Here is a 20,953-nt window from a genome sequence, read left to right as displayed (position 1 = left end):
CATCGACGACCACCAGCAGCGCCTGCTGCTGGCCGCCCAGCGGATCGAAGCGGTAGCCGCCGCTCTGCCGGGCCCGTTCGCCCCGTCCTTCAGCGAGGTGCCGGACGTCCTGGATGTCCGCGGCCACCTGGTGGCGCTGCAGGAGGTCCAGATCGCCACGGTCAACGCCGCCACCGAGTACGCACCGAGCATCGCGCTGGACCCGACGGCGACCACCGCGGCGCGCCGCACCGCCATCGCCCTGGCCGGTGCGACCAACCGGGTCGCGACGGCCGAGCGGCACCTGGTGGCGCTCTTCAACGTCGCGATGAGTGCGAACGTCTGGGCCATCCCCGATCCCAACAGCCACCGGCCGGCCGACCTCTATCACGAAGCGTCCGCCCAACTGGCTGTCTCGGCACGGGAACTGCGCGCGACGGCCGAGCAACTCCCCACCTCCGGCGAGTCCCAGCACTCGCAGACAGCCTCCCGCGCGAACGCTGCCCGTTCCTTCACCGGCCGACTCCGCGCGGCGCTCCGTCGCCGCCCCGCCGCGGAACCGCCGCCGGTCGCCGCCCTTCCCCGCACCGCCGCCAAGCCCCGGCGCTGACCCTCCCACCTCCGCCCCGTCAGGAGCCCCGCCCTGTCCCTGTCCGTCGACGTCTCCTCTCCGGCAACCTCCTCTCCGGCCTCCGCTGCCCGCGCCATCTCCGGGACACGCCGATGACCCGGCACGTCCACCAGCCCCCTCGGATCGGCAGCATGTGCTCCGGCTACGGAGGGCTGGACATGGGCGTCCAGGCCGCCCTCGGCGGCCACGTCGTGTGGCACGCCGAGATGAACCCCAACGCCGCCGCGATCCTCGCCCACCACTGGCCCAGAGACGCCAAATCACGGCGATATCAGCACAGTTGACTGGAGCAGGGTCGAGCCGATCGACGTCCTGACGGCGGGCTTCCCCTGTCAGGACCTGAGCGTGGCCGGCAAGCGCGCCGGGCTCGTCGAGGGCACCCGCTCCGGACTGTGGCACACCATCGCCCGCGCGATCGACGTCCTCAAGCCGGAAATGGTGATCATTGAAAACGTCCGCGGAATCCTCTCCGCGCCCGCTGGGACGCCAGCCGATGGCGACCTGGAATGCGGCTGGTGCGATCTGGGAGACGGCGGAGGTGAGCCTGCTCTGCGGGCACTCGGCGCGGTTCTCGGAACCCTGGCCGACCTCGGGATGGATGCGCGATGGACGGTGCTACGCGCCGCCGACGTCGGTGCGCCCCACCGGCGGGAGCGACTTTTCCTCACCGCCTGGCCTGCCGACGCCGAAGGCGCGCGATGCGAAGGGACCGGACCCGAAACGCGAGGACCTCGGGCACACGGTCACGCTGCTCAAGACCCCGACCTCCAATTTGGGTGCGATCGGGGGCAGCCAGCACCCGGACCGCAGGCGCGAGGGCGGGCACGGCCCGAATCTGAGCGACGAGGTGGAACACCTTCTCCCGACTCCGAAGGCGAGCGACGGCACGCACGGCGGACCCAACAGCCGTGGCTCGAAGGGGGATCTCACGCTCCCCTCCGCGACAGCGCAGCTGCACCCGGCCCCGCAGAAGCCGGGCCGCCGCACCGAGCCGACCTCCCTCCCGCCGCTGTCCCACGTGATCCTGCCGATCTGGGAGCCGAGCGCCACGGGCTGAACCGGTGGGGCCCGTACGGGCCGGCCATCGCCCGCTGGGAGCGCGCCACCCGCCCCGCGCCGGAGCCGACCAACGAGCGCGGCCGACTCGACCCGCGGTTCGTCGAGTGGATCATGGGCCTCGATTCCGGCCACGTCACCGGCGTTCCGGGCCTGTCCCGCTCCGCCCAGTTGACCGCCCTGGGCAACGGGGTCGTCCCCCAACAGGCATGCGCAGCCTTGGAGTTGCTCGACGCCCCGGCCCTGCTCGCCGCTGCCCGCTGCTGCGGGCGGCGGTGAGCCTGGCGTGCTTATACACCAAGTCCGGCTCGCTGGAGCGAGCCGTCGAGCGCAGATCCTCGTGTCATCACCCGCCGACGAGAGGCACCCGCCCTTTTGACCACTCCCGAGCCCGACCCGGACTCCGCACCGGCCGGCTACACCAACGCCCAGATCGACGTCCTGACGGCGCGGCTCGCCGAGCTCGCGGCGGGCTTCGACCTCCAGGCCGAGCAGCTGGCCAGCATGACCACCGCCCTCCCCCCGGAGGACGTCGACGATCCGGACGCCCCGGCCGGCGGCGAGCCGCTGTTCATCCTCGCCTTCGACGACCCGCAGTACCTCAAGGAATTGGAGCTGATGACCCCATGGGTAGACGAGATCTTCACCAAGATCTACGGGCCCGAGACCACGGCCGGCAAGCCTTGGTGCCCCCGCTGGAAGGAGCACCCCGAGGCGGTGGCGAGGCTACACGCCCTGTGGCTGGCCTGGCAGGCCGCGATCGACCCCGAGTCGGGGGCCGCCGGCCCCAGTTCGTGGCAGCGCGACCACCTCGAGCCCGCGCTGACGAAGCTTCGCAGCGCGGACGGTCCGTTCGCGGCCTGCACCTCCAGCGGCGACCACATCAGCCACCGCCTGCTGCCGCACCCCGCCCTGACCGACCCCACCCCGCCCGCTCTCCCCCTTGCTGCCTGATCGGACCCGACCTTGCCCGACTTCAACCTGCCCGGCCGCCGCCCCGCGGACGCTGACTCCGCCGAAGCCCAGGTCCACCTCCTGGCCGCCGAGGGCTCGTACGAGCTGCTCAGCGAGAGCACCGTGCCCGACGCTCTCGGCGGCAGCGACAACTTCTTCCTGTTCGAGGGCTACAACGAGTGGGGGATGCCCGCCGTCGCGGCACACCTTCACCACAACGAGGACGACAAGACCTTCACCCTCGCCGCCGAGCCCGCACCCACCTTCGCCGCCGGCGCGGCCTGGCTCGTCCAGCACGGCGCCGACCCGCAACAGTTCCTCCAGCATGCCCGCGGTGCCGGTGCCCCGGCCGATGCCCGCAGCGCGGCAGCCGCCGCCCGGATCGTGGAGTCCGGCTCCCGCTACCAGCTCGTCGAGCACGGCATCGAGTACGGCGAGACCTGGGCACTGCTGCGCGACAACGCCGCCGTCAGCGCCGAACGCCCCTTCCTCCTTCAGCTGGAGTCCGCCCACCACCAGCGCGGGTACACCCTGCGCGAGGGCAGCTTCAGCAGCCCTCAGGAGGTCCAGCAGTGGCTGGAGAGCCGGCGCACCCCGCTTCCACCCGTCGTCGGTGACGAGGTGAGCGTCGTCGTCAGCCCCCAGGCCAGCGCCGCCCGCGCCCGCACCACCGGCGCCGGCCAGCGCGCCAACGCCCAGGAACCTGCGGCGGTCCTCACCGGGGCGTCGGTGGTCTCGCGCAGGGCCGTGCGGTGATCGCACCCGCCCGGCCACTGCCCGGCTTCAGCGCCCACCCGGAGGCGCTGGCCGATCTGCTGACGGTGCCGGGCCACGTGCGGACGCTGGCGCTGAGCTACCTCGACCGGCTGGTGAAGGCCGAGGTACGCGGCCCCCTCCTGGAAGAGCAGGGCGAGCGCGACCTGCGGGGCGCCAGGAAGATCTACCTGGACGACGCGATGGCCTACCGGCTCGTCTACACCGAGCGCCGGGCACCGCACAACCCCCGCCATCTGCTGGGCATCCACCTGGTCGCCGTAGGTGAGCGCCGGGGGGTCGCGGTCTACGAGACCGCGGCCCGCCGCCTGCGGCAGGCCGCCGTCCAGGAGGCGGGGCGCGGATTGCCGGCCCGCTTCCAGGCCGCCCTCGCCTCCTCCTCCCGCCCCTCCCCGGCCCAGGCCGCCGCCACCACGAGCACGGCCGCGCCCGCCGTCGCCCTCTCTCCCGCCGCACGCCAGCGCTGAACCCGCCCGACCCACCCAGCCGAAAGCCCGATCGGAGATCTCCGCATGTCCTCGACCGTCACCACGACCGCCACTCCGCAGAACCTCGACAACGACGTGCACCACACCGCCGAGGTCCTCTCCACCCGGTGGGCCACGCGGGTCGTTCACGCGCTGCGGCGGGGACCGATGACCGCCGGAGATCTCCTGGCGGCCGACCCGATCGTGCCGGTGAGCAGCCTCTACTCGGCGTCCCGCTCCCTAGCCGGCGCCGGGGTCATCACCCGCACCCCCGCCGGGTCCGGCCGCTACGACCTCGCCCTCTCCCCGGCCGGCCAGGCCCTGACGCCGCTCTACACCACCGCCCTCGCCTGGGCCCGGCGCTACCCCAAGCCCGGCGCACCGGCCGCGCAGGCCCCGGAGATGATCGAGGAGACGCTGGGGCTGCTGGCCGGCTCGCACGCGCTCCCGCTGCTCACCGCGCTGGGCCAGAACGACGGACTGGCCTACCCGCAGATGGTCGCCTCCCTCAGTGCCCGGGACAAGGCCGCCGCCTACCAGCGCCTCCTCACCCTGGAGGAGCGCGGCCTGGTCGTCCGCAGCGGTACGCGCCGCTCCTACCGGTGGGACCTCGGCGAAGCCGGCAACGCTCTCGGCCGGGTGTACGGCGAACTGTCGGACTGGACCGCCGAGCACCAGGTGTCCGCAGCGGCCCCGGTGCGGGCCGACACCGCGCTGGCCGCCGCCAGCACCAGCGCTGTCGTGGTGGCGAGCCCGGCCCGCACCGCCTCCTACTCCGCGCCCCAGGCCCCGGAACGGCCGCTGGCCGTCCGCGCGTCGGCCGCCGTACTGCGCGGCGTCACCCTGGAGCTCACCTTCTCCCACGCTCCCGGGCCCCAGCCCGCGTCCCTCCTCGTCACCGCCGCGGCACGCTCGCGCTGACCCGGGTCCGACGCCGATCAGTCCTCCCCGCCTACTCCGAGGTTCATCATCTTGCCCTCCGTGCCCATGCCGTCCGGTGCCGCCCCGAAGCTGCGCGAGCAGCTGGTCGACCTCCTCGACGAGGACGTCGCCCTGCTGGCGGACACCGCCACCACGCTCGAACTGCCGCTCAGGGCCAGCGATCTCGACACCATGCTTTTCGCCCATGAGCTGGCGATCGAGTGCTCCCACGTCACGCTGGCGATGTTCTTGCCGCAGGTGACCGCGGCCGACGATCTGCCGCTCTGCACGGCGCGCCACTGCATCGAGGCCGTCGGCGCCTCCGCCCAGCACCTCACATCCGCGCTGGGGGCGCTGGCCACCGCGCGGGAGGAGATGGCGAAGCCGGACTGCGACGCGGACACCCGCTTCAACCTGGCGCGGGCCGCCCGCATGCGCGCCGCCGCCCTGGTCAGCGTCGCGGTGCAGCGCACGGTCGAGCTGCGCTCGCTCCTGGCCGGCGGGCCCTGCCCTTGCTGACCTCGGCGTCCACCAGGCCACCGGCTGCCGGCCGGTCGATCCTGCGGACCCCGAACGTCGCCCCGCTGCTCGCGGGCACCCTCGTCGGGCGGCTGCCGTCCTCGATGGCCCCCCTCGGCCTTCTCCTCGCTGCCCGTGCCGACCACGCCTCCACCGCGCTCGGCGCCATCCTGGCCGCTCTGTTCGCGCTGGCCGGCGCGGTGGGCCAGCCGCTGCTCGGGCGAGCCGTCGACCGCACCAGCCTGGCCGTCGTGGCGCCCGCCGCAGCCGCGGTCTCCGGAGCCGCGTTCACCGCGCTGACTGTCGTGGACTTCGCCGCCCAGCCGCTCGCCACCGCCGTGCTGGCCGCCGTCGCGGGTCTGGCAACCCCGCCTCTGGAGGCCGGACTTCGGGCGATGTGGACGCGCCTGGTCGACCCGTCCGACCACCACCGGGTGTTCGCGCTCGACTCCGCCTCCCAGGAGCTGGTGTTCGTCGCAGGCCCCCTGCTCGCCACCGCGATGTGCCAGCTCCCCTCCGCCCATGGGGCGTTGGCCGCCTGCGCGGTGACCACCGTCGCGGGAACCACTGCCGTCGCCGTGCGCCGCCCGGCCCGGGTTCGGACCGCGGCGAGGCCGGTGCACTGGCTCGGGCCGCTGCGCTCGCGGGGTCTACTCGTCCTGCTGTCCGCGGCGCTGTTCTTCGGGGTGACGCTCGGCTCGTTCCCCGTGCTGGCCCTCGGCGTCGCCGACCGGCACCACGAGGGGTGGCTCGCCGGCCTGCTGCCGGCCGCGCTGTCGCTCGGCAGCCTGATCGGCGGCACCGCGTGGGCCAGGCTCCGGCAGCCGTGGCCAACCGGCAAGGCGCTGCTCGCGGTTGGCGTCGGGTACGCCTGCGCGTTCGCCGCTCTCCTCGTGCCCGAGCCGCCGTGGCTCGCGGTCGCGACGAGCATCCTGCCCGGACTGTTCCTCGCCCCGTGGCTGGCCTGCGCCTTCCTCACCTGCGACACCCTCGCGCCGAGCGGAACGGCCACCGAGGCCGCCGCGTGGCTGATCTCGGTGATCGGCCTCGGCCAAGCGGCGGGCGCCGCCATGGCCGGACAGCTCTCGGCCTTCGGCCACAGCGCCACGGCGGCCGTTCCGCTGCTCGGCGCCGCCCTGGCCGCCGCCACGCTCGGCGCCGGCCGACGGCGTCTCTCCCTTACCTGACCTCTTCCTCTGGAGCTGGACTTCTTGCACCACCGCACCGCTTCCTCCACGTCGGCGCCGATCACCATCGTCTGGGACTGGAACGGCACCCTGCGGGCCGACCTCGCCGATCACGTCGCGGCCCTCAACGCGACCCTGCCCGCCCTCGGCCGGACCGAGCCGATCACCGTCGAGACCTACCAGGCGCTCCACCGGATGCCGATCCGCGACTTCTACACCGACGTTCTCGGCCGCGCGCTCGACGACGAGGAGTGGCACGCCGCCGACACCGCGTTCCTCGCCGAACTCAACCGCCGACCGGTGCGGCTCCAGCCCGGCGCCCGGCAGCTGATGATGGGACTGCGAGCCCGGGGAGTTCGCCAGAGCCTGCTGTCGCTCGCGCCGCACGAGCGGCTCGTCACCGAGGTCGGCCAGGCTGGCATCACCGGGCTGCTGGAGCGGGTCGACGGCCGCCCCGGACCGTCCGTGCCGAGCAAGGCCCCGGCGATGGCCGCTCACCTTCAGGCTCTGGGCCCGTGGGTCGACCCGGCCCGCACCCTGGTGATCGGCGACAGCGTCGACGACGCGGTCGCCGCCCGGGCGGTCGGAGCCGTCCCCGTCCTGCACACCGGTGGACTGCACGGCGCCGCCCGCCTCGCCACCGCCGGCGTCCCCCTGGTGGACACGCTCCAGGAAGCCGTCGCCCTGGGCATCGCGCTCATCACCGAGCAGCAGCTGGCTGCCGCGTGAGCACGCTCAGCGGACGTCCCATCGCGAACTGGAAGCCGCAGGTGCCCGGGAACACCGACCTGGGCACCCGCCTGGTGTGGACCGAGTTGCAGGTCGAGCGCGTCCGCGACGTGCCCGGCCATGGCTCCGACACCCCTCACGGGGCCGTCGCCGACCAGATCGCCACCACCGCGAGCACGCTCGACCACGTGCAGAACCGCATCGTCGAACTCGCCACCTCCCTAAGTAGCGACCTCCAGCGCGTCGCCGCCGGCCACGACGCCAACCTCCCGGTCACCAACGGCATCCTGCGCACCAGCGGCCTCGACATCGACCTCCTCGTCACCCGCCGCACCGAACTGCACCAGTCCCTCACCGCGCTCATCGACGTCTACAAGACGCTCCCCGCCTTCGTCCCAACTCCGGAGCCAACGCCCACGCGCGCCACAGAAACGACCAGTCGAACCAGGTCAAACCAACCCTCGCAGGGCGCATTGACCGCCCGCCAGAAGACGGCCCTGCAGGCCATCGGCGATGGCAGCGTCACCATCTACCGGGGCCTTGCCAGCAGCAGGCTTCGCGTCCTCGCCCCTGGCACCGTCAGCGTCGCCACGGTCAACGAACTGATCGACAAGAAGCTCGTGGGGAGCTACCCGGCGGAGGGTCAGCACGAGGGCCACAAGCTCGACCTCACCCCCACCGGGCAGACCCAGTACGAGGCGCTGCTGGCGGCGGGCGGGCGCGCTGCCGCCGCCCGGACCCGGCCGACCGGCAACGTGGGCGAGGCAACACCCGAGCTCGCCGGCACCGGTGTCGCGGTGTCCCCGCCCCGCAGCCGCTCTCGCGGCTGACCGGCTCCGGGCCGCTGTCCGGGCAGCGGCCGTGATCCCCGATCCGCTACCAGGAAGGTCCTCTCATCGGAAGCTGGGACACCGGCCCGTTCCACAACGACGACGCGATCGGAATCGCCGAGCGTTTCGACAGCCTCTTCCCCGAAGAAGTGCCCCCGTTCCTCCACCGCCTCTTCGACACCGCCGCCTGCGCGCCGCAGGGTGAACTCGACGTGGCCCTTTCGCGGGAGGTCATCGCCGCCGCGGCCGTGATCGCCTCCCAGCTCCCTGCCGGCACCGGGATCGACCTGGCCAGCGGCCCGCGGGAGTCGGTCCCGACCCTGCCGCCCGAGCTCAGGCCCAAGGCGGTGGCCGCCCTCGACCGCATCCTCGTGCACGCCGACGCGGAGGTCGGTCACTGGTTCAACCGTGCGAAGGGCGCCTCGCCATCCAGGACGAACCACCACCCGTCATCAACTACACGTCCGCAGGCCCGATGGCGACCACCCCAAGCGTGGTGGCTCCGATTCCTCAACAGGCCCCGACGCAACCCGAGGCCAGCACGACCGAAGCCCCCCGCCGCCAGCGCCGAGTGTTCGCCGGCCAGCAGTTCGTCCAAGGGCGGCTCGGTGTCGACGAGGTCTGGGACCTGCGCGACCGGCCCTCCGAGGCGACCGCGGCACACGCGCTCGCCGAGCTGGTCGAACGCCAGGCCGGCGAGGTGGACACCCTCGACCGCGAACTGCGCGCGGTGGCCTCCCGCGCCGCCGAGGCCCTCGCGCCGATCGTCCAGGGCAACCACAGCAGCGTCCAGGGCAACGGCGTCCTGCGGTTCACCGGCGTCGAGCTGGAGACCCTGGGCGCCCGCTTCGACCTCGCCCGCCAGGAGCTCCAGAACCTGGTCGCCCGCTACGAACGCGCCGCCGCCGAGGCCCCCGCCGCGCCCTCTCGCGAGACGGCGGCCCGCGCACGCAGCACGACCAGGCTCACCGGCACGCCAACTGCCGTACCGGCCGCGGGCGTCCTGCTGGCCCCTCACCGTCCGCTCCACCCGTAAGGACCCTCGTGCCCCCAACCGCCAGCCGTGACGCGCGCGTCACCCAAGCCCTCGACCTGCTCGCGCCGACCGGGGCCGTCCGCACCCTGCTGTCCGTCCGGCTCACCGAGCGCGACGCCGAAGACCAGAAGTACCTGCGGAACACGCTCGGCGATCCGGCCAACGGCATGGACCCCGGCGAAGTCGCCTGGCACCGCGACCGCTTGGAGCAGGGCGGTCTGCTTCGCACGACTGCGGCCGGCCCAGAGGCCACGCCGGCCGCGAAGGAGCTGTGGTCCGTCTTCCTCACCGCGTACAGCTGGGCGGTGAGGTACCGCCGAGCTCTTGCCACCGAGCAGCACACCGTTGTCGCGGTCGAGGAGGTCCTTCGCTTGGGCGCGCACCCGCTCACGGCCACCGTCCTCGACCGGCTGCGCGACGGGGCGGCCACACGGGAGGACCTCGCCCGCCCGATGACCGCGGCGGCCCGTGCCCAACTACCCGACCAGCTGGACGTCCTCGTGCAGCAACAGCTCGTCGACCGACTACCGGACGGAGCCCTGCGGACCACCCCGGCCGGCAGCCTGCTCGTGGGCGTCCACGACAACCTCGCTTCCTGGTACGGCCAGCACCTGGACACCGCCACGCGTTCCCAGGCCGCCGCCGCCCGCACCCTCCCCGCCGGCAGCAACCTCTCCCAGCCCCAGCCCCCGCCGCCGGCCTCGGGGCCCGCCGCGGACCGCCCGGGACCACGCCGCTGACCGGAAGGACCAACATTCCCACCCCGCTCACAGTCCTCGACTACGGTGTCGACGGCCTCAAACCGGTCGACGCCCGCAACGAGGCGCTGCACGACAGGTTCCCGATCTCCCCGCACGACCTCCAGCTGCTCGCCGCCCAGCACGTGACGACGCCCCACAGTCATCTCGTCACGGACAGCTACTACCTCGCGTACGACCGCACCATGACCTGGGACATACCCGGTTCCCCGCACCACGTGGGCGTCCACATCCAGCGCGATCTCGCCGCCGCGACCTACCGATTCGACTATGCCCGCCACTCCATCGTCGCGCTCGCCCAGAACTGGCTGGCCTCCCGCGGCGCGGACCCGGCCCACCTGGTCCCCGAGATCGAGGACCCGCTGGACACCGACCGGGCCACCCGGGACCTGGAGGCGTTCCTGGCCCGCTCCGGCGAGCGCTTCCAGGTCGTCAATCAATACACCTACGACGAGTACGACTTCTACAAGACGTGGATCATCGTCAAGGACACCGCGCCCGAGCCCGGCCAGCAGCCCGTACGGGTGCTCTACGAGGACCTCGACCTGCCGGGCGGCTCGTACAGCCTGCGCGAAGGCGGCTTCCCCACGACCGCGGCGGCGTGGGAGTGGACCCAGCGGGTGGGCGAGGACGACAACCCCCTGCCACCGCTGCTGGTCGCCCCTCCCAGCACCCGCGCCGCCGGGGCGCTGGCCGCAGGAACGGCCGCGGTCACGCTCTCGCCCCCGCGATCCTCCACCCCCACGCCCGTGCCGAACGCCGCCGACGGCCGTACCCCACGACCGAAGAGCCGCTGACGCCAACCTCCCTGGAAGGACCCGTATCCCCATCCCCCCGAACGACAGCCCCCCGAGCCAGCCCGGCCCGGACCAACGGCGCCGTCCGCGGACCGCGGACCGCCGCAGCGTGCAGACCACGGTGCGGTTCACGCCCGCCGCAGCCGCCGTGATCCACGAACGCGCCTGCGCCGAGCGCCTCACCGTGGCCGGGTTCGTCGGCAACGCCGCCCTGGCCGCCGCACAGTCCAGCGATCCGCGGCGCCCCCTCGTCGAGGCTCTCGACCGCGTGGCCGGCGTGCTGAACACGGCGGTCGCAGCAGCCCGGGAGGCCGACGACGGCCCGGCCCGGCAGGCCGCTCTCGCAGTGCTGCCCGCCGTCGCCGCGCACACGTACCTCGCCCTCGACGCCGTCCTGGAGGCGTCCTGATCCCCGACGTCTCGACGGGCAACAGCATCCGCCCGCTGCTCGCCTACCTCTACGGCCCCGGCCGCCGCGAGGAGCACCACGACCCGCACCTCGTCGCCGCCTGGGACCTTCACGGCGCCCCCGACCCCGGCCGCGACCACACTGCCGACCTGAGCCACCTCGCGGCCCGGCTCGACCAGCACGCTCGCCTGCGCGCCGCCGAACTCGGCGCGATGCCGCCCAGCAGGGTGTGGCACTGCTCGTTGCGCACCGCCCCGGAGGACCCCTGGCTGTCCGACTGGCAGTGGGCGACGGTGGCCCGGCGCATAGCCCACGCCACCGACTCCGAGCACCACATCCACCTCGCCGGCGTCACCGTGCTGCCGGACGGCTCCCGGCCCGGGATGCACCGCGCCGCGGTGCGCGCCCAGGCCGAATGCCTGGCGATCGAAGCCGATTGGGGTCTGCGGCCGGTCGGCCAGGACGAAGGTCTCACCACCAGCTACCCGACCACCGCCGAGATCATCAAGGCCGAGCAGCACGGCTGGGCCGAGCCCTCCCGCGTCTGGCTCCAACGGCAGATGCGCCAGGCCCTGCAGGAGGCCACCACCGTGGACGGCTACGCCGAAGCGCTGGCCGCCCGCGGCGTGCTCGTGCGCTGGCGCACCGACGCCGCAGGCAGCGCCGTCGGCTACAGCCTCGCCCGCCCCGGCGACACCGGTACCGGAGGCAAGCCGGTCTTCTTCGCCGCCGGCCGCCTGGACTCCGCGTTGACCTTGCCCCGGCTGCGCCAGGCCCTCTCCGCCGACGTCACCGCCCTCTGACGTCGGGAGCGGCTGCGCCCTTCACCGACCCGTCGCGGTCCGCCAACGTCCAGCCTCTGGAGCACTGCTGTACTACATCGCCTCCTTCCACGACATCTACTCCGACCTCGAGCTCTACGACCTGGAGTCGGCCGACGCCGAGTCCTCACGTGCCTTGAACAGCCTCTTCGATCCGGAGAGTTCGCTGTGGATCATCGCGAGGCAGTCCGAGCCCGACGAGCGGCACCACTTCTACCTCCTGCTCGACGCCTATGCAGCCAACTCCCCTGGTGCACCGCAGATCGTCGGCGTCCACTTCGAGCGCGACCAGGCAGCCGGAACCATCCGCGCCGATATGACCACCGAGGCGCTGATCCCGCTGGCGCAGAGCTGGCTCGTCGGCCGCGGCGCCGACCCGAGCAGGGTCTTGGAGCCCTCCTCCAACTGGCCCGAGCCGAACGATCCCGAGACCAAGCGGATCGAGGACTACCTGCGCACCTTCGGTGACCACCTCGAGGTCCACGAGACGTACACCCAGCACGAGGAACCTTTCGAGACCTGGGTGATCGCCACCGACACCCGGTCGTCCGCAGACCCCGCTCCGGCGGAGGTGTTCGTGTGGCGGCGGCCCGACAACGACGCCGCCTACACGGTCCGCCACGGCCAGTTCGCGAGCCTGGACGCCGCCTACGCCTGGGCCCAGGACACCTCCGCGCCGCTTCCAGCGCCCGCCCGCACCCGCGCGGCCCGGCACAGCACCATCAACACCACTGGCCCCAATGCGAGTTCCTCCGCCGCATCCCTCGCGCCCCCGGCCGGACGCCGTCCCACCCGCTGAACCGCCGGCACCGCCACCTCCGGATTCCCGTACGGCGCGCCGTTGCCATCTTCACCACTTCGGAGTTCTCCCTTTTGCCTACCTCCCACCTGCCCGACAGCGACACCAACCAGGTCCTGGCGACGTTCACCAGCGAGGTGGGTCGCCGGCTTCCCGGAGACTGGCGGTCCTCGCTCGCCGACTTTGCCGCCGGGCGTTCGAAGTCCGGCCTCTACGAACGGCTGTGGGACCTGGGGATCGCCCAGTGGGCCGTGCTGGAACACGTCTACGACCACCTCGGCCTGCTGCACGGCCAGCACGGCCTGGAACTGGTGGTGATCCCGCGACCGATGCGCCGCGGCCACTATCTGGTCGCGCCGCTGGTACCGCCCGCCTTCGAGGCCGGTGATATGGAGGACCTGACCCCGTTCGGCGTGGCCGTGGTCGGGTCACCGGACCGCGCCGCCCAGACCGTCCTACGCCGCCTTCTGCCCCGCCTCGACCACGCCCTGCTGCTGGCCGAAGAACGCTTCCCGCAGACCGGTCCACCGGACGACGACCCCGGCCAGCAGCGGGCTCGCGCGGCCACCGCCCGTACAAGCCTGCTGGCGGGCCCGGGCACGGCCGTCGTCTACTCTCCCGGGCACCTACGCTCCACCGCCCCGCTCCCAGGCCACGGCCGTGTCCTGGCCCCCGTGACCGAACACCTCCTGACTGAACGAGATTTGTGCCTTCTGCTTCCACCGCGACCGACTCGCTCCTCCTCGTCCGCCCAGTCCACCTCGCCGGCCCCGGTGACGCAGACCTGCCGTACCACCTCGCCGCCCACCATGGCTGGTTCCGCCCCTACGACGCCTCACCCCGTGTCGTCCTGGTCAGCGACACGGACGGGCTCACCCTCTCCCATCGCGCAGGCCCCGCGCCGTGGTCGCTGGCCGGCCCCAAGCTCGGCAGCGACTGGTCGATCGTCTTCGACGACCAGGTGCCGGCCGAGATCGCCCAGGCGCTGCTCGACGACGCCGCCACCGGAGTTCGCCGAACACCGGAGCTGTTCGCGGGCACCGGCCGGCTCCTCGGCAACGACGCCCGTACCGTACTGCTGGCAGCGGGCTGGTCCGGGCACCAGCGCGACGGCTACGAGCTGATCGCCGCCCCCGACCGTCGCGCCGCCCTCGCTTTCCCGGTCCAGGCGCCCGACTCGGAAGTGATGCTCACCGGCGCCGCCGAGCTCGGCTCCTGGACCGTGCGCTTCAGCCCGCACTCGCCCGAGCGCCTGCTCACCTCCGCCGCGAGCGCGCTGCTGCGCCCGGCTCTCCGCCGGGAGGCTCATCTCCCTTTCCGCCACCGCCACTTGCTGGCCGTGGAATCGCTCAGCGCGCAGTCGCCGAGCTCCGCACGATCGGGTGCCGCCCGCACCCGCAGCACGTCGGCTCTGGTCTTCGCCCCGAACCGGTCTCCCCGTCCGGGAGCCGACGCCTGGCCACCCACCTCATCGCCGCGGGCGCCACAGCGACGCCCGGTCTGATCCAATCGCCCTCTTCCAGGAGAACCCTCTGCCCTCCGACACCGACTCCGACCAGCTGCTGGTCGCGGTCCGTCCTCTGGAGCTGGCTGGCGCCGGCACGGCGCCGTTCGATCTCGGCGACCACCTCGTCGCCGAGTACAGCTGGGAGCCCCATGCCGACAGTGGCGAGGAGCCGCTCCTGGTCAGCGCGTGTGGGCGGATGACGCTGGAGCGCGCCGACTTCCTGATCGGCAACAGCCCACGCGACGACAACTGGCTGCTGACCGCCCGTGAGGGCGGGGACGGCCAGGAGCTGTGGTGGGCGTGCTTCAGCCCCCTCACACCGTACGAACTCACCTACGGTCTAGTCCTGGAGGCCGCGGAGCGACTCGCCACCGATCCGGACAGCGTCCTGACCAGTCGCAGGGCGGCGGACGGCGCGGCCCGGATCCTGTCCGGCGCCGGGTGGACGGTCTCCCACAGCCCCATGCGTACCACGATGACCTCGCCTGCCGGCAGCACCCGCGTTCTCCACGACCCAGTGCAGCCGGAGCGCTCGCTCACCTTCTCGATGAACAACACGAGTTCCGAGCTCTGCTGGGCGATCACAATGTCGCCGTGGGCCCCCGAGGTGCTCCTGAGGTCGACGGCGACCGCCGTGGCCAGGAACTCCGCGCTGCGTCGCCGCAACGAGATCCCCGCCCACCACACCCATCGGGTCGCGCTCGAACCGGCCCGTCTCGCCACGCTCGCCCGGTGGCGCCCACCGCTGGCGACCCCGACCACCATGGAGATCCACCTGCCCTCCACCCCCACGCCCGCCATCTCCGACGCCGACACCCAGCCCGTGTCCGCGCCGGAACTGGTCGCCGTGACTCCCCGCCACTTCGCCGGTCCCGGCCGCGGCGGCGCCGAGCAGCTCCAGGCGCAACTCGTCTCCCGAGGCTGGATCCTCGGTGTGAGCACAATGGCCAGCCCGTGCGGCCGGTTGGGCCTCGCCTGGCCCAGCGATTCCGGCGCGAAGATGTGGAGCGACGAACGGCGGTCCGCCGCCTGGCGGATCTGGGGAGCCCAACACCGCGGTGCGAGCGTCGCCTGGAGCATCACCAGCGGCGACCTTGCCCCGCCGGAGCTGATCGCCGGCGTCGTCGACGAGGCCACCGCCATGCTGGAGGAGGCAGGACCCGACGCCCGCCAACCGTTCCAGGCCGGAGTCCTGGCCCTCGGCTTCCTGCCACTGGCCGAGGCCGGCTGGCGCAGCGCCGTCGAGCCCAGGGGGGCGGTCACCTTCCACTCTCCCGACGGATGGGTAAACGCGCACTGCGACGTCCCCCACGCCCTCCACGAGCTGCGTGGCAAGCCCGCCGCTCGGATCACGTGTCACCGGGTCCTCGGGCACTGGATGGCGGAGGTCAGCTCAGGCACCCCATCCCGCCTCGCAGCCGCGCTCTGCCGCGACCTCGCCTCCCCGGAACCGCTGCTGCGCAGCGCCGCCGGCCTGAACCTCGACGCGACCGACCGGAAGGTCGCCATCGTCACCCCGGTGAGCGCCGAGGTCCTCACCGCCCGCACCGAGCGGCGCACCGCAGCGCTCGCCCACGGCACCCAGCCGCCCCGCCCAGCCGAACCCGGCCAGGCCGTCGCCGCCGGGTCCTCCAGCCCGAGTACCACCACCGCCGGCCAGCGGCGCTGACCCGATCCTCGAGAGGAGAGCATGACCGACCCTCCGCACCCCGCGCTCCTGGACAGCCGCCGCCTGCTGAACGCCACGTACGACGGACTGGGCAGCGCCCCGGTCACCGACCTGCTGGTCGCCGCGAGCCGGACGCTCGAGCCGTCCAGGGGCTGCCTCGCTCTCGCTGACGCCGCCTTCCGCCTCGCCCAGCAGGTGTACCCGCGTCCACAGAACCCGCTAGACCCCGCCGTGCTGACCGCCCTGGCCAACCTGGACGGCCTCGGCGGGGTGCGCCGGCTGTCCAGCTTCTGGCGGGCCATCAGCACCACCGCCGGGCCCGCCGAGGCGGTGATCGACCTACCGGCGCTTCCCGCCCCGGCACCCGGTCCGCAACCGCAGGCGGTCTCCTGGCTGCACAACGGGCACCTCTTCTCCCGTCTGGGGGCCGCGTCGTACACGGCTCTGGAAATCGCGCTCATGGACGCCGTCGACAACCAGACCACCTTGCCCCAGGCCCTCACCGGCCTCGGGTCGGCGGTCTGCGGCATCGTCCCCGGGGGCCCGCACCTGCCGGCGGCCTGGTCCGCCACGATCGAGGCGACCGCCCGCCACGCCGTCGCTTCCGTGTACGGGCTGCCCCGGGAGGCCGGGCTGCTGGACGACCGCGTCCCCGAGACCCTGGCCGACGCCGCCCGCGCGCCCCAGCGGATCCAGGCCGAACTGCTGGAGGACGCAGCCGCCGCCTTCCGCTACGAGAGCGACGAGCTGTTCACCACCCCCTCGGAGCGCCGCCGCGCGGACGCGGCACGCACGCGCACCTCGGCCGGGCGCCCCCGGACAACCTCGCGCCCGGCGGCAACGACGCCTTCCGTTCCTCGGCAACGCCGGGCTCACTGAACGTAGACGTCCCCCGTCCCCCAAGCCCCCACAGCGGTGAGACCCCAGGCCCCGCACCACCGAGTCCCGCACCCCGGAGAACGGCTGGCACCGGCCGCCCAAGCCCCCCAATCCCCGAACCGACCATCACGGAGAAATCCTGACCTCGCATCCTCTCGACTCCGTCGCCAACGTCAAGGCCAGCGCTGCGACACTGTCGGCGGCCCGCACCCTCATCGTCCAGGGGCCCTCGCCCGTCCACGAGGCGGCGGCGCCAGCAGAGCGCACAGCCCAGCCGTTCGTGCCGATCCGGCACACCACCACCGGCGAGATCACCACCACCCGCTACAACGCCGCCGCCCGGCGGGTCCTGCTCCGGGTCGGCTTCGAGGAGACGCCTGGCTGCTCCTGCCCGGCGACGGAAGCCAGCACGGACCGGACGCACGGGCCGGCTCGGCAGCCAGCGAGCTGCTCACCGCCAGCCACCCCGTGCGCCTGGACCGAGCACTCGGCCAGCCGGTGAGCGCCGGCGGTACGCCCCTGCCGGGCACGCCCGCACCAACTCCGCCCGCACGCCAACCCGTTGGAGGATCCTCGCTTTGACCACACCCGCACAACCCGCCACGCCGCCACGCACCAAGGGCGGCGAACTACGGGCCAAGGTCGCCAGGTTGCTGGTCGACCGGCCGATGGACAAGCTCACCGCCCAAGACATGGCCAAGCAGCTGGGCCACTCCCACGGTGCCGTCCGCAACGCCGCCCTGACTCTGGCGAAGCGCGGCGAGGCCGACCAGCTCGGCGCCGGAACGCTGACGTTCCGCGCGAACGGGAAGACCGCCGCAGCCGCCCAGGCCGCGGTGATCAGTCCACCGGGAACCCACTCTCCCCGCGCCCAGGCGGCCATGGCCCGCACGACCGCTCCCGCAGCGACTACGCCCAAGCAGAGCGGCCCGATCCGCCGCGCGGGCGGCCAGCTCTACCACCCCCGAGAGCTGGCCGACCTGCCCGACGTCGAGGCGCTGAACCGCTTGCGCGACGCCGACGTGCCGGTGCTGCTCTACGGTCCCCCTGGCACCGGCAAGACCTCCCTGGTGGAGGCCGCCTTCCCGGACCTGATCACCGTCGCGGGAGACGGCGACACCACGGTCGGCGACCTGATCGGCGATTACACGCTGGACGACAGTGGGGGCTACGTCTGGCAGTACGGTCCGCTGGTCACCGCGATGACCGAGGGTCGCGCCTTGCTGATCGACGACGCGACCCTGATCTCGCCCAAGGTCTTGGCGTCGATGTATCCGGCGATGGACGGACGCCGCCAGATCCAGGTCAAGGCGCACAAGGGAGAGACCGTCCAGGCCAAGCAGGGCTTTTTCGTGGTCGCGGGCCATAATCCGGGCGTGCACGGCGCCGTTCTGACGGAGGCGCTGGCGAGCCGGTTCAGCGTGCAGATCCAGGTCGGCACGGACTACGACTTGGCCTTGGCTCTGAAGATCGATGCCCGGGTGGTCCGGGTCGCCCGACACCTCGCCCGCCAGGTCGAGCTCGGCGAACTGGGCTGGGCGCCCCAGTTGCGGGAGCTGCTCAGCTACCAGCGGACCGAGGCGGTCCTCGGCACCAAGGCCGCGCTCGGGAACCTCGTCGGGATCGCTCCTCTGGAGGACCGCGACGCCGTCGCCGCTGCCGTCAGCAAGATTGCCGGCGTCCAGCAGGTCGCGCCGCTCACCCTGGGCCGGCAGCTCTCCGCTTCGGCCGCCCAGCAGCCGCCAGGCAGCACCAGCTCCGCCCAACGGGGCCGCTCGCGATGAGCGCCCACCACCACATCCAGTCCTCCGTCACCACGCCCGAGGACGACGCCGACCTCGCGCGCTGGGACGACGACGGCGCCCCACCCGCACAGCCACCTTCTTCCCCGGCCACGTGGCTGCGCGTGGGAGCCGAACTCGGCGATCGGCTGGTCGCCCTGTCCGGCCGCCAGGACCTGCTCGTCACCTGCCGCCCCGGCACCCGCTCCGGGGCACCCGCCGCCTACTTCCCCCACCTGGCGGAGATCGAGTTCGACGCCACGCTGTTCGCCCCCCTTCAACCCCACGAGGTCCGTCCGCGGATCGTGGGCGACGAAGAGCACTATCCCGCCGCCTGGGGAGTGTTCGTCCACGAGGCCGCCCATGCGGCCCACTCCGTATGGGAGCCGCCCGCCGACGCGGAAGCCCGCGTCGTCAAGGCCGCGTTCCTGCTGGAGGAGAGCCGTGCCGAAGGCGCACACCTGACCAGGCGGCCCACCGACCGCAGGTACTTGCGTACCAGTGCCCGGACCCTGGTCATGCCCGACATCGCCAACCCCGACTTCCAGGGCGCCGAGCAGGCCGCCGGCGTGGCAGCCCTGATACTCGGCCGCCGGGACGCCGGCATCCTGGACGCCGGCGAGACCAAGGCCGTCGCCGATCTGTGCGAACGGGTCCTGGGTGCCGACCTGTTGGCCACCCTCACCGGCATCTGGACCGCAGCCCACCGGTGCGCCGACCACGACGCCACCACCATGCTCGCGCACGCCCAGGACTGGTGCGACGCCCTGGACACCGCTGCCCCCGCCCAGCCCGTGCCGGAGGACCTCACCGATCTACTGTCCGCCGCCGTGACGGTCGTCGCGGACAACATGGCCGCCAACGACGCCGCCGACCTCGCGGCACAAGCCGCCGCGGACAACGCCCTGGCCTCACGGTCCAGGGCACAGACCCAGAACCGCGCCCAGCAGGCCGGCCAGCGACGCAAGGCCGCCGCCACCGCCAAGTCGGTCTTCAACCCCCGCGGCACCACCGTCAATCCCGACGGCACACCGGCGCCCTCCGGCAACCCCGTCACCGGTACCCGCAAGCCGACCGCCGCCGAGCAGAGCGCCGCCGCGCGCCTGAGCCGCGCCCTGCGCGCCGCCGCCTACCGCGAACGGACCGAGGAGCGGACGACCAGCCCCACCCCGCCCGGCCGCCTCAACATGGGCCGGGCCCTCGCCCGCGACGCCCAGCGCGCCGCCGGCTCGATACCCACTGCGCAGCCTTTCACCCACACGCGCCGCCGCAACTCGCCCACCCCACCGCTGCGCGTGGGCATCGCCGTCGATGTCTCCGGCTCCATGCGTGCCGCCTGCGGGCCCGTCGCGTCCGCTACCTGGATCGTGGCCCGCGCAGCGGCCCTGACCGACCCCGACTCCCGCACCGCCACCATCGCCTACGACATGCATCTGACCGCACTGACCCGACCCACCCACCGGGCGCCAGACCGCGTGACGACTTTCGATGCCCGCGGCGCCAGCCACAACCTGGGCGACGCCATCGACGCACTCGACCACGGTCTCGACCTCAGCCGCCCCGGCGCCGGCCGCCTCCTCGTGATCGTCACCGACGCCCAATACCGTGACAACGAAACCGCTCAGGCCGTCACCCGCATCAAGCGCCTCAGCGCCGCCGGCTGCGCCGTACTCCAGCTCACCCTCAACAAGGAATCCCTCCACCTGCCGGGGACCACCCTGCTTCACCTGCCTCGGCCCTCCAGCGCCCCCGCGGCCATCGCCAAGGCCGCCACCGATGCCATCCGCAAAACACGCTGAGCTGAGATGCCGCCACACGACCACGTCGATCAGACGCAGAAGCCCCTGTCCGCCGGATTCATCGAGACGGGACAGCTCTGCTCTCAGGTCCAGCCTTCACAGGCTGGACCTTCGTCGTGTTCGCCTGGAGCAGACAGCGAACCCCCTTACGGGCTATGCGAATCGGGGCAGTCCAAGTCAACATGGACGACCGCCGCAGCCCCCCGCTTCGAGGAGGATTCCCCTGCCTGTCGTGATCTCCGCCCCCGTCGTCCGAGGTCCCCGTCCTGGTGACGACATTCCCCACCGGCAGTGGCCCATTGGCGAGGGAAACGCCAACGCTGTCAGCGCGTTCCTCTACGAGCACGGTTGGGCCTGGGTCATTGACGCCGAGGGCGGGCTGCACGCCGCGTCGCCGTGCACCCGGGTCTACCTGGGCTACCAGCCGGACACCCCGAACGCGGACACCTGGACCATCGCCGTGGACGGTACCGCCCGGCAGCCCGGGTGGCGAGCGCGCTTCGACCGGCACACCCCCGCCGAGCTCGTGCTCGACCTGCTGACCGCGATGGTCAACCGGTCTACGCCTCTCCCGTTGGCCGCCACCGCCTCCGCCGCCTGAGAGGGTTCCTGCCGCCGCCGGTACGCCATCGCGGCCTGATGCCTTACTCC

At 73.0% G+C, this 20,953-nt stretch carries 25 protein-coding genes and 2 pseudogenes; 26 read left to right on the top strand and 1 reads right to left on the bottom strand.

The features are described from left to right. Nucleotides 1–97: 97 nt before the first annotated feature. The 19 genes and pseudogenes from ACIOGZ_RS03275 to ACIOGZ_RS03185 all read left to right on the top strand — a co-directional run bounded on the left by ACIOGZ_RS03275 (nt 98) and on the right by ACIOGZ_RS03185 (nt 12,667). Complete coding sequence (locus tag ACIOGZ_RS03275) at nt 98–589, top strand: hypothetical protein (protein ID WP_400473535.1); 492 nt, start codon at nt 98–100, stop codon at nt 587–589. 113 nt (nt 590–702) lie between these two features. Continuing rightward, nucleotides 703–894, top strand: a complete 192-nt coding sequence (locus tag ACIOGZ_RS03270) for a hypothetical protein (protein WP_400473534.1) — start codon at nt 703–705, stop codon at nt 892–894. Further along, nucleotides 881–1,231, top strand: a pseudogene (locus tag ACIOGZ_RS03265) (DNA cytosine methyltransferase); the annotation flags it as partial. The gene ACIOGZ_RS03270 and the pseudogene ACIOGZ_RS03265, both read left to right, overlap by 14 nt. Before the next feature lie 549 nt (nt 1,232–1,780). Continuing rightward, the gene (locus tag ACIOGZ_RS03260; RefSeq protein ID WP_400473533.1) at nt 1,781–1,945 is read left to right on the top strand and encodes a hypothetical protein; all 165 of its coding nucleotides are present in this window, start codon (nt 1,781–1,783) and stop codon (nt 1,943–1,945) included. Nucleotides 1,946–2,041: 96 nt separating this feature from the next. After that, nucleotides 2,042–2,620, top strand: coding sequence for a DUF4913 domain-containing protein (locus ACIOGZ_RS03255; protein WP_400473532.1), 579 nt, complete (start codon nt 2,042–2,044; stop codon nt 2,618–2,620). A gap of 12 nt (nt 2,621–2,632) precedes the next feature. Further along, nucleotides 2,633–3,376, top strand: a complete 744-nt coding sequence (locus tag ACIOGZ_RS03250) for a hypothetical protein (protein ID WP_400984625.1) — start codon at nt 2,633–2,635, stop codon at nt 3,374–3,376. After that, entirely contained in the window at nt 3,373–3,861 is a 489-nt protein-coding gene (locus tag ACIOGZ_RS03245) for a hypothetical protein (protein ID WP_400473530.1), read from the top strand. Before ACIOGZ_RS03250 ends, ACIOGZ_RS03245 begins: the two co-directional genes overlap by 4 nt. 45 nt (nt 3,862–3,906) lie before the next feature. Then, nucleotides 3,907–4,782, top strand: coding sequence for a winged helix-turn-helix transcriptional regulator (locus ACIOGZ_RS03240; protein WP_400473529.1), 876 nt, complete (start codon nt 3,907–3,909; stop codon nt 4,780–4,782). 51 nt (nt 4,783–4,833) lie between these two features. Beyond that, nucleotides 4,834–5,301 carry a hypothetical protein gene (locus ACIOGZ_RS03235; RefSeq protein WP_400984623.1) on the top strand — a complete coding sequence of 156 codons (468 nt, stop codon included), beginning with the start codon at nt 4,834–4,836 and terminating at the stop codon, nt 5,299–5,301. Further along, nucleotides 5,295–6,488: an MFS transporter gene (locus tag ACIOGZ_RS03230; protein ID WP_400473527.1), complete on the top strand. Its 1,194-nt coding sequence runs from the start codon at nt 5,295–5,297 to the stop codon at nt 6,486–6,488. Before ACIOGZ_RS03235 ends, ACIOGZ_RS03230 begins: the two co-directional genes overlap by 7 nt. A gap of 24 nt (nt 6,489–6,512) precedes the next feature. Beyond that, nucleotides 6,513–7,217: an HAD family hydrolase gene (locus ACIOGZ_RS03225; protein ID WP_400473526.1), complete on the top strand. Its 705-nt coding sequence runs from the start codon at nt 6,513–6,515 to the stop codon at nt 7,215–7,217. Between the two features lie 41 nt (nt 7,218–7,258). Beyond that, nucleotides 7,259–8,047: a hypothetical protein gene (locus ACIOGZ_RS03220; RefSeq protein WP_400473525.1), complete on the top strand. Its 789-nt coding sequence runs from the start codon at nt 7,259–7,261 to the stop codon at nt 8,045–8,047. 41 nt (nt 8,048–8,088) lie between these two features. Further along, nucleotides 8,089–8,415, top strand: a pseudogene (locus ACIOGZ_RS03215) (DUF4259 domain-containing protein); the annotation flags it as partial. Nucleotides 8,416–8,522: 107 nt separating this feature from the next. Further along, nucleotides 8,523–9,083, top strand: coding sequence for a hypothetical protein (locus ACIOGZ_RS03210; RefSeq protein WP_400473524.1), 561 nt, complete (start codon nt 8,523–8,525; stop codon nt 9,081–9,083). An 8-nt stretch (nt 9,084–9,091) separates the two neighbouring features. Further along, on the top strand, nt 9,092–9,823 hold the full coding sequence (locus ACIOGZ_RS03205) for a hypothetical protein (RefSeq protein WP_400473523.1): 732 nt from the start codon (nt 9,092–9,094) through the stop codon (nt 9,821–9,823). 143 nt (nt 9,824–9,966) lie between these two features. Continuing rightward, the gene (locus tag ACIOGZ_RS03200) at nt 9,967–10,638 is read left to right on the top strand and encodes a hypothetical protein (RefSeq protein WP_400473522.1); all 672 of its coding nucleotides are present in this window, start codon (nt 9,967–9,969) and stop codon (nt 10,636–10,638) included. Nucleotides 10,639–10,747: 109 nt separating this feature from the next. Next, nucleotides 10,748–11,047 (top strand): hypothetical protein, encoded by a 300-nt coding sequence (locus ACIOGZ_RS03195; RefSeq protein ID WP_400984618.1) that lies wholly within the window; start codon nt 10,748–10,750, stop codon nt 11,045–11,047. A 212-nt stretch (nt 11,048–11,259) separates the two neighbouring features. Further along, the gene (locus ACIOGZ_RS03190) at nt 11,260–11,850 is read left to right on the top strand and encodes a hypothetical protein (protein ID WP_400473520.1); all 591 of its coding nucleotides are present in this window, start codon (nt 11,260–11,262) and stop codon (nt 11,848–11,850) included. 154 nt (nt 11,851–12,004) lie between these two features. Next, nucleotides 12,005–12,667: a hypothetical protein gene (locus ACIOGZ_RS03185; protein ID WP_400473519.1), complete on the top strand. Its 663-nt coding sequence runs from the start codon at nt 12,005–12,007 to the stop codon at nt 12,665–12,667. Between the two features lie 455 nt (nt 12,668–13,122). Here the strand turns inward: ACIOGZ_RS03185 and ACIOGZ_RS03180 are convergent, their stop codons facing one another. After that, the gene (locus ACIOGZ_RS03180) at nt 13,123–13,293 is read right to left on the bottom strand and encodes a hypothetical protein (protein ID WP_400473518.1); all 171 of its coding nucleotides are present in this window, start codon (nt 13,291–13,293) and stop codon (nt 13,123–13,125) included. A gap of 80 nt (nt 13,294–13,373) precedes the next feature. On the opposite strand from ACIOGZ_RS03180, the gene ACIOGZ_RS03175 reads away from it, so the two are divergent. The 7 genes from ACIOGZ_RS03175 to ACIOGZ_RS03145 all read left to right on the top strand — a co-directional run bounded on the left by ACIOGZ_RS03175 (nt 13,374) and on the right by ACIOGZ_RS03145 (nt 20,903). Then, nucleotides 13,374–14,171: a hypothetical protein gene (locus ACIOGZ_RS03175; protein ID WP_400473517.1), complete on the top strand. Its 798-nt coding sequence runs from the start codon at nt 13,374–13,376 to the stop codon at nt 14,169–14,171. Between the two features lie 199 nt (nt 14,172–14,370). Beyond that, entirely contained in the window at nt 14,371–15,843 is a 1,473-nt protein-coding gene (locus tag ACIOGZ_RS03170) for a hypothetical protein (RefSeq protein ID WP_400473516.1), read from the top strand. Nucleotides 15,844–15,864: 21 nt separating this feature from the next. Next, nucleotides 15,865–16,722 carry a hypothetical protein gene (locus ACIOGZ_RS03165; RefSeq protein ID WP_400473515.1) on the top strand — a complete coding sequence of 286 codons (858 nt, stop codon included), beginning with the start codon at nt 15,865–15,867 and terminating at the stop codon, nt 16,720–16,722. A 280-nt stretch (nt 16,723–17,002) separates the two neighbouring features. Beyond that, nucleotides 17,003–17,224: a hypothetical protein gene (locus tag ACIOGZ_RS03160; RefSeq protein ID WP_400473514.1), complete on the top strand. Its 222-nt coding sequence runs from the start codon at nt 17,003–17,005 to the stop codon at nt 17,222–17,224. A 190-nt stretch (nt 17,225–17,414) separates the two neighbouring features. Next, nucleotides 17,415–18,506, top strand: a complete 1,092-nt coding sequence (locus ACIOGZ_RS03155; protein ID WP_400473575.1) for an AAA family ATPase — start codon at nt 17,415–17,417, stop codon at nt 18,504–18,506. After that, nucleotides 18,503–20,302 (top strand): hypothetical protein, encoded by a 1,800-nt coding sequence (locus ACIOGZ_RS03150; protein WP_400473513.1) that lies wholly within the window; start codon nt 18,503–18,505, stop codon nt 20,300–20,302. Before ACIOGZ_RS03155 ends, ACIOGZ_RS03150 begins: the two co-directional genes overlap by 4 nt. A gap of 232 nt (nt 20,303–20,534) precedes the next feature. After that, a complete protein-coding gene (locus ACIOGZ_RS03145) occupies nt 20,535–20,903 on the top strand; it encodes a DUF317 domain-containing protein (RefSeq protein ID WP_400473512.1) in 369 nt (122 codons plus the stop codon). Nucleotides 20,904–20,953: the final 50 nt, after the last annotated feature.

Origin of the sequence: Kitasatospora sp. NPDC088160, from assembly GCF_044741445.1 — a bacterium.
Lineage (GTDB): Bacteria > Actinomycetota > Actinomycetes > Streptomycetales > Streptomycetaceae > Kitasatospora.
This window is presented reverse-complemented; position numbering and strand designations above follow the sequence as displayed.

What these genes read in the sequence shown, in the direction of transcription:
- ACIOGZ_RS03270 (WP_400473534.1), top strand. Translation starts at nt 703, where the DNA reads ATGACCCGGCACGTCCACCAGCCCCCTCGGATCGGCAGCATGTGCTCC.
- ACIOGZ_RS03260 (WP_400473533.1), top strand. Translation starts at nt 1,781, where the DNA reads ATGGGCCTCGATTCCGGCCACGTCACCGGCGTTCCGGGCCTGTCCCGC.
- ACIOGZ_RS03240 (WP_400473529.1), top strand. Translation starts at nt 3,907, where the DNA reads ATGTCCTCGACCGTCACCACGACCGCCACTCCGCAGAACCTCGACAAC.
- ACIOGZ_RS03210 (WP_400473524.1), top strand. Translation starts at nt 8,523, where the DNA reads ATGGCGACCACCCCAAGCGTGGTGGCTCCGATTCCTCAACAGGCCCCG.
- ACIOGZ_RS03190 (WP_400473520.1), top strand. Translation starts at nt 11,260, where the DNA reads ATGCCGCCCAGCAGGGTGTGGCACTGCTCGTTGCGCACCGCCCCGGAG.
- ACIOGZ_RS03170 (WP_400473516.1), top strand. Translation starts at nt 14,371, where the DNA reads ATGACGCTGGAGCGCGCCGACTTCCTGATCGGCAACAGCCCACGCGAC.
- ACIOGZ_RS03165 (WP_400473515.1), top strand. Translation starts at nt 15,865, where the DNA reads ATGACCGACCCTCCGCACCCCGCGCTCCTGGACAGCCGCCGCCTGCTG.
- ACIOGZ_RS03155 (WP_400473575.1), top strand. Translation starts at nt 17,415, where the DNA reads ATGGCCAAGCAGCTGGGCCACTCCCACGGTGCCGTCCGCAACGCCGCC.
- ACIOGZ_RS03150 (WP_400473513.1), top strand. Translation starts at nt 18,503, where the DNA reads ATGAGCGCCCACCACCACATCCAGTCCTCCGTCACCACGCCCGAGGAC.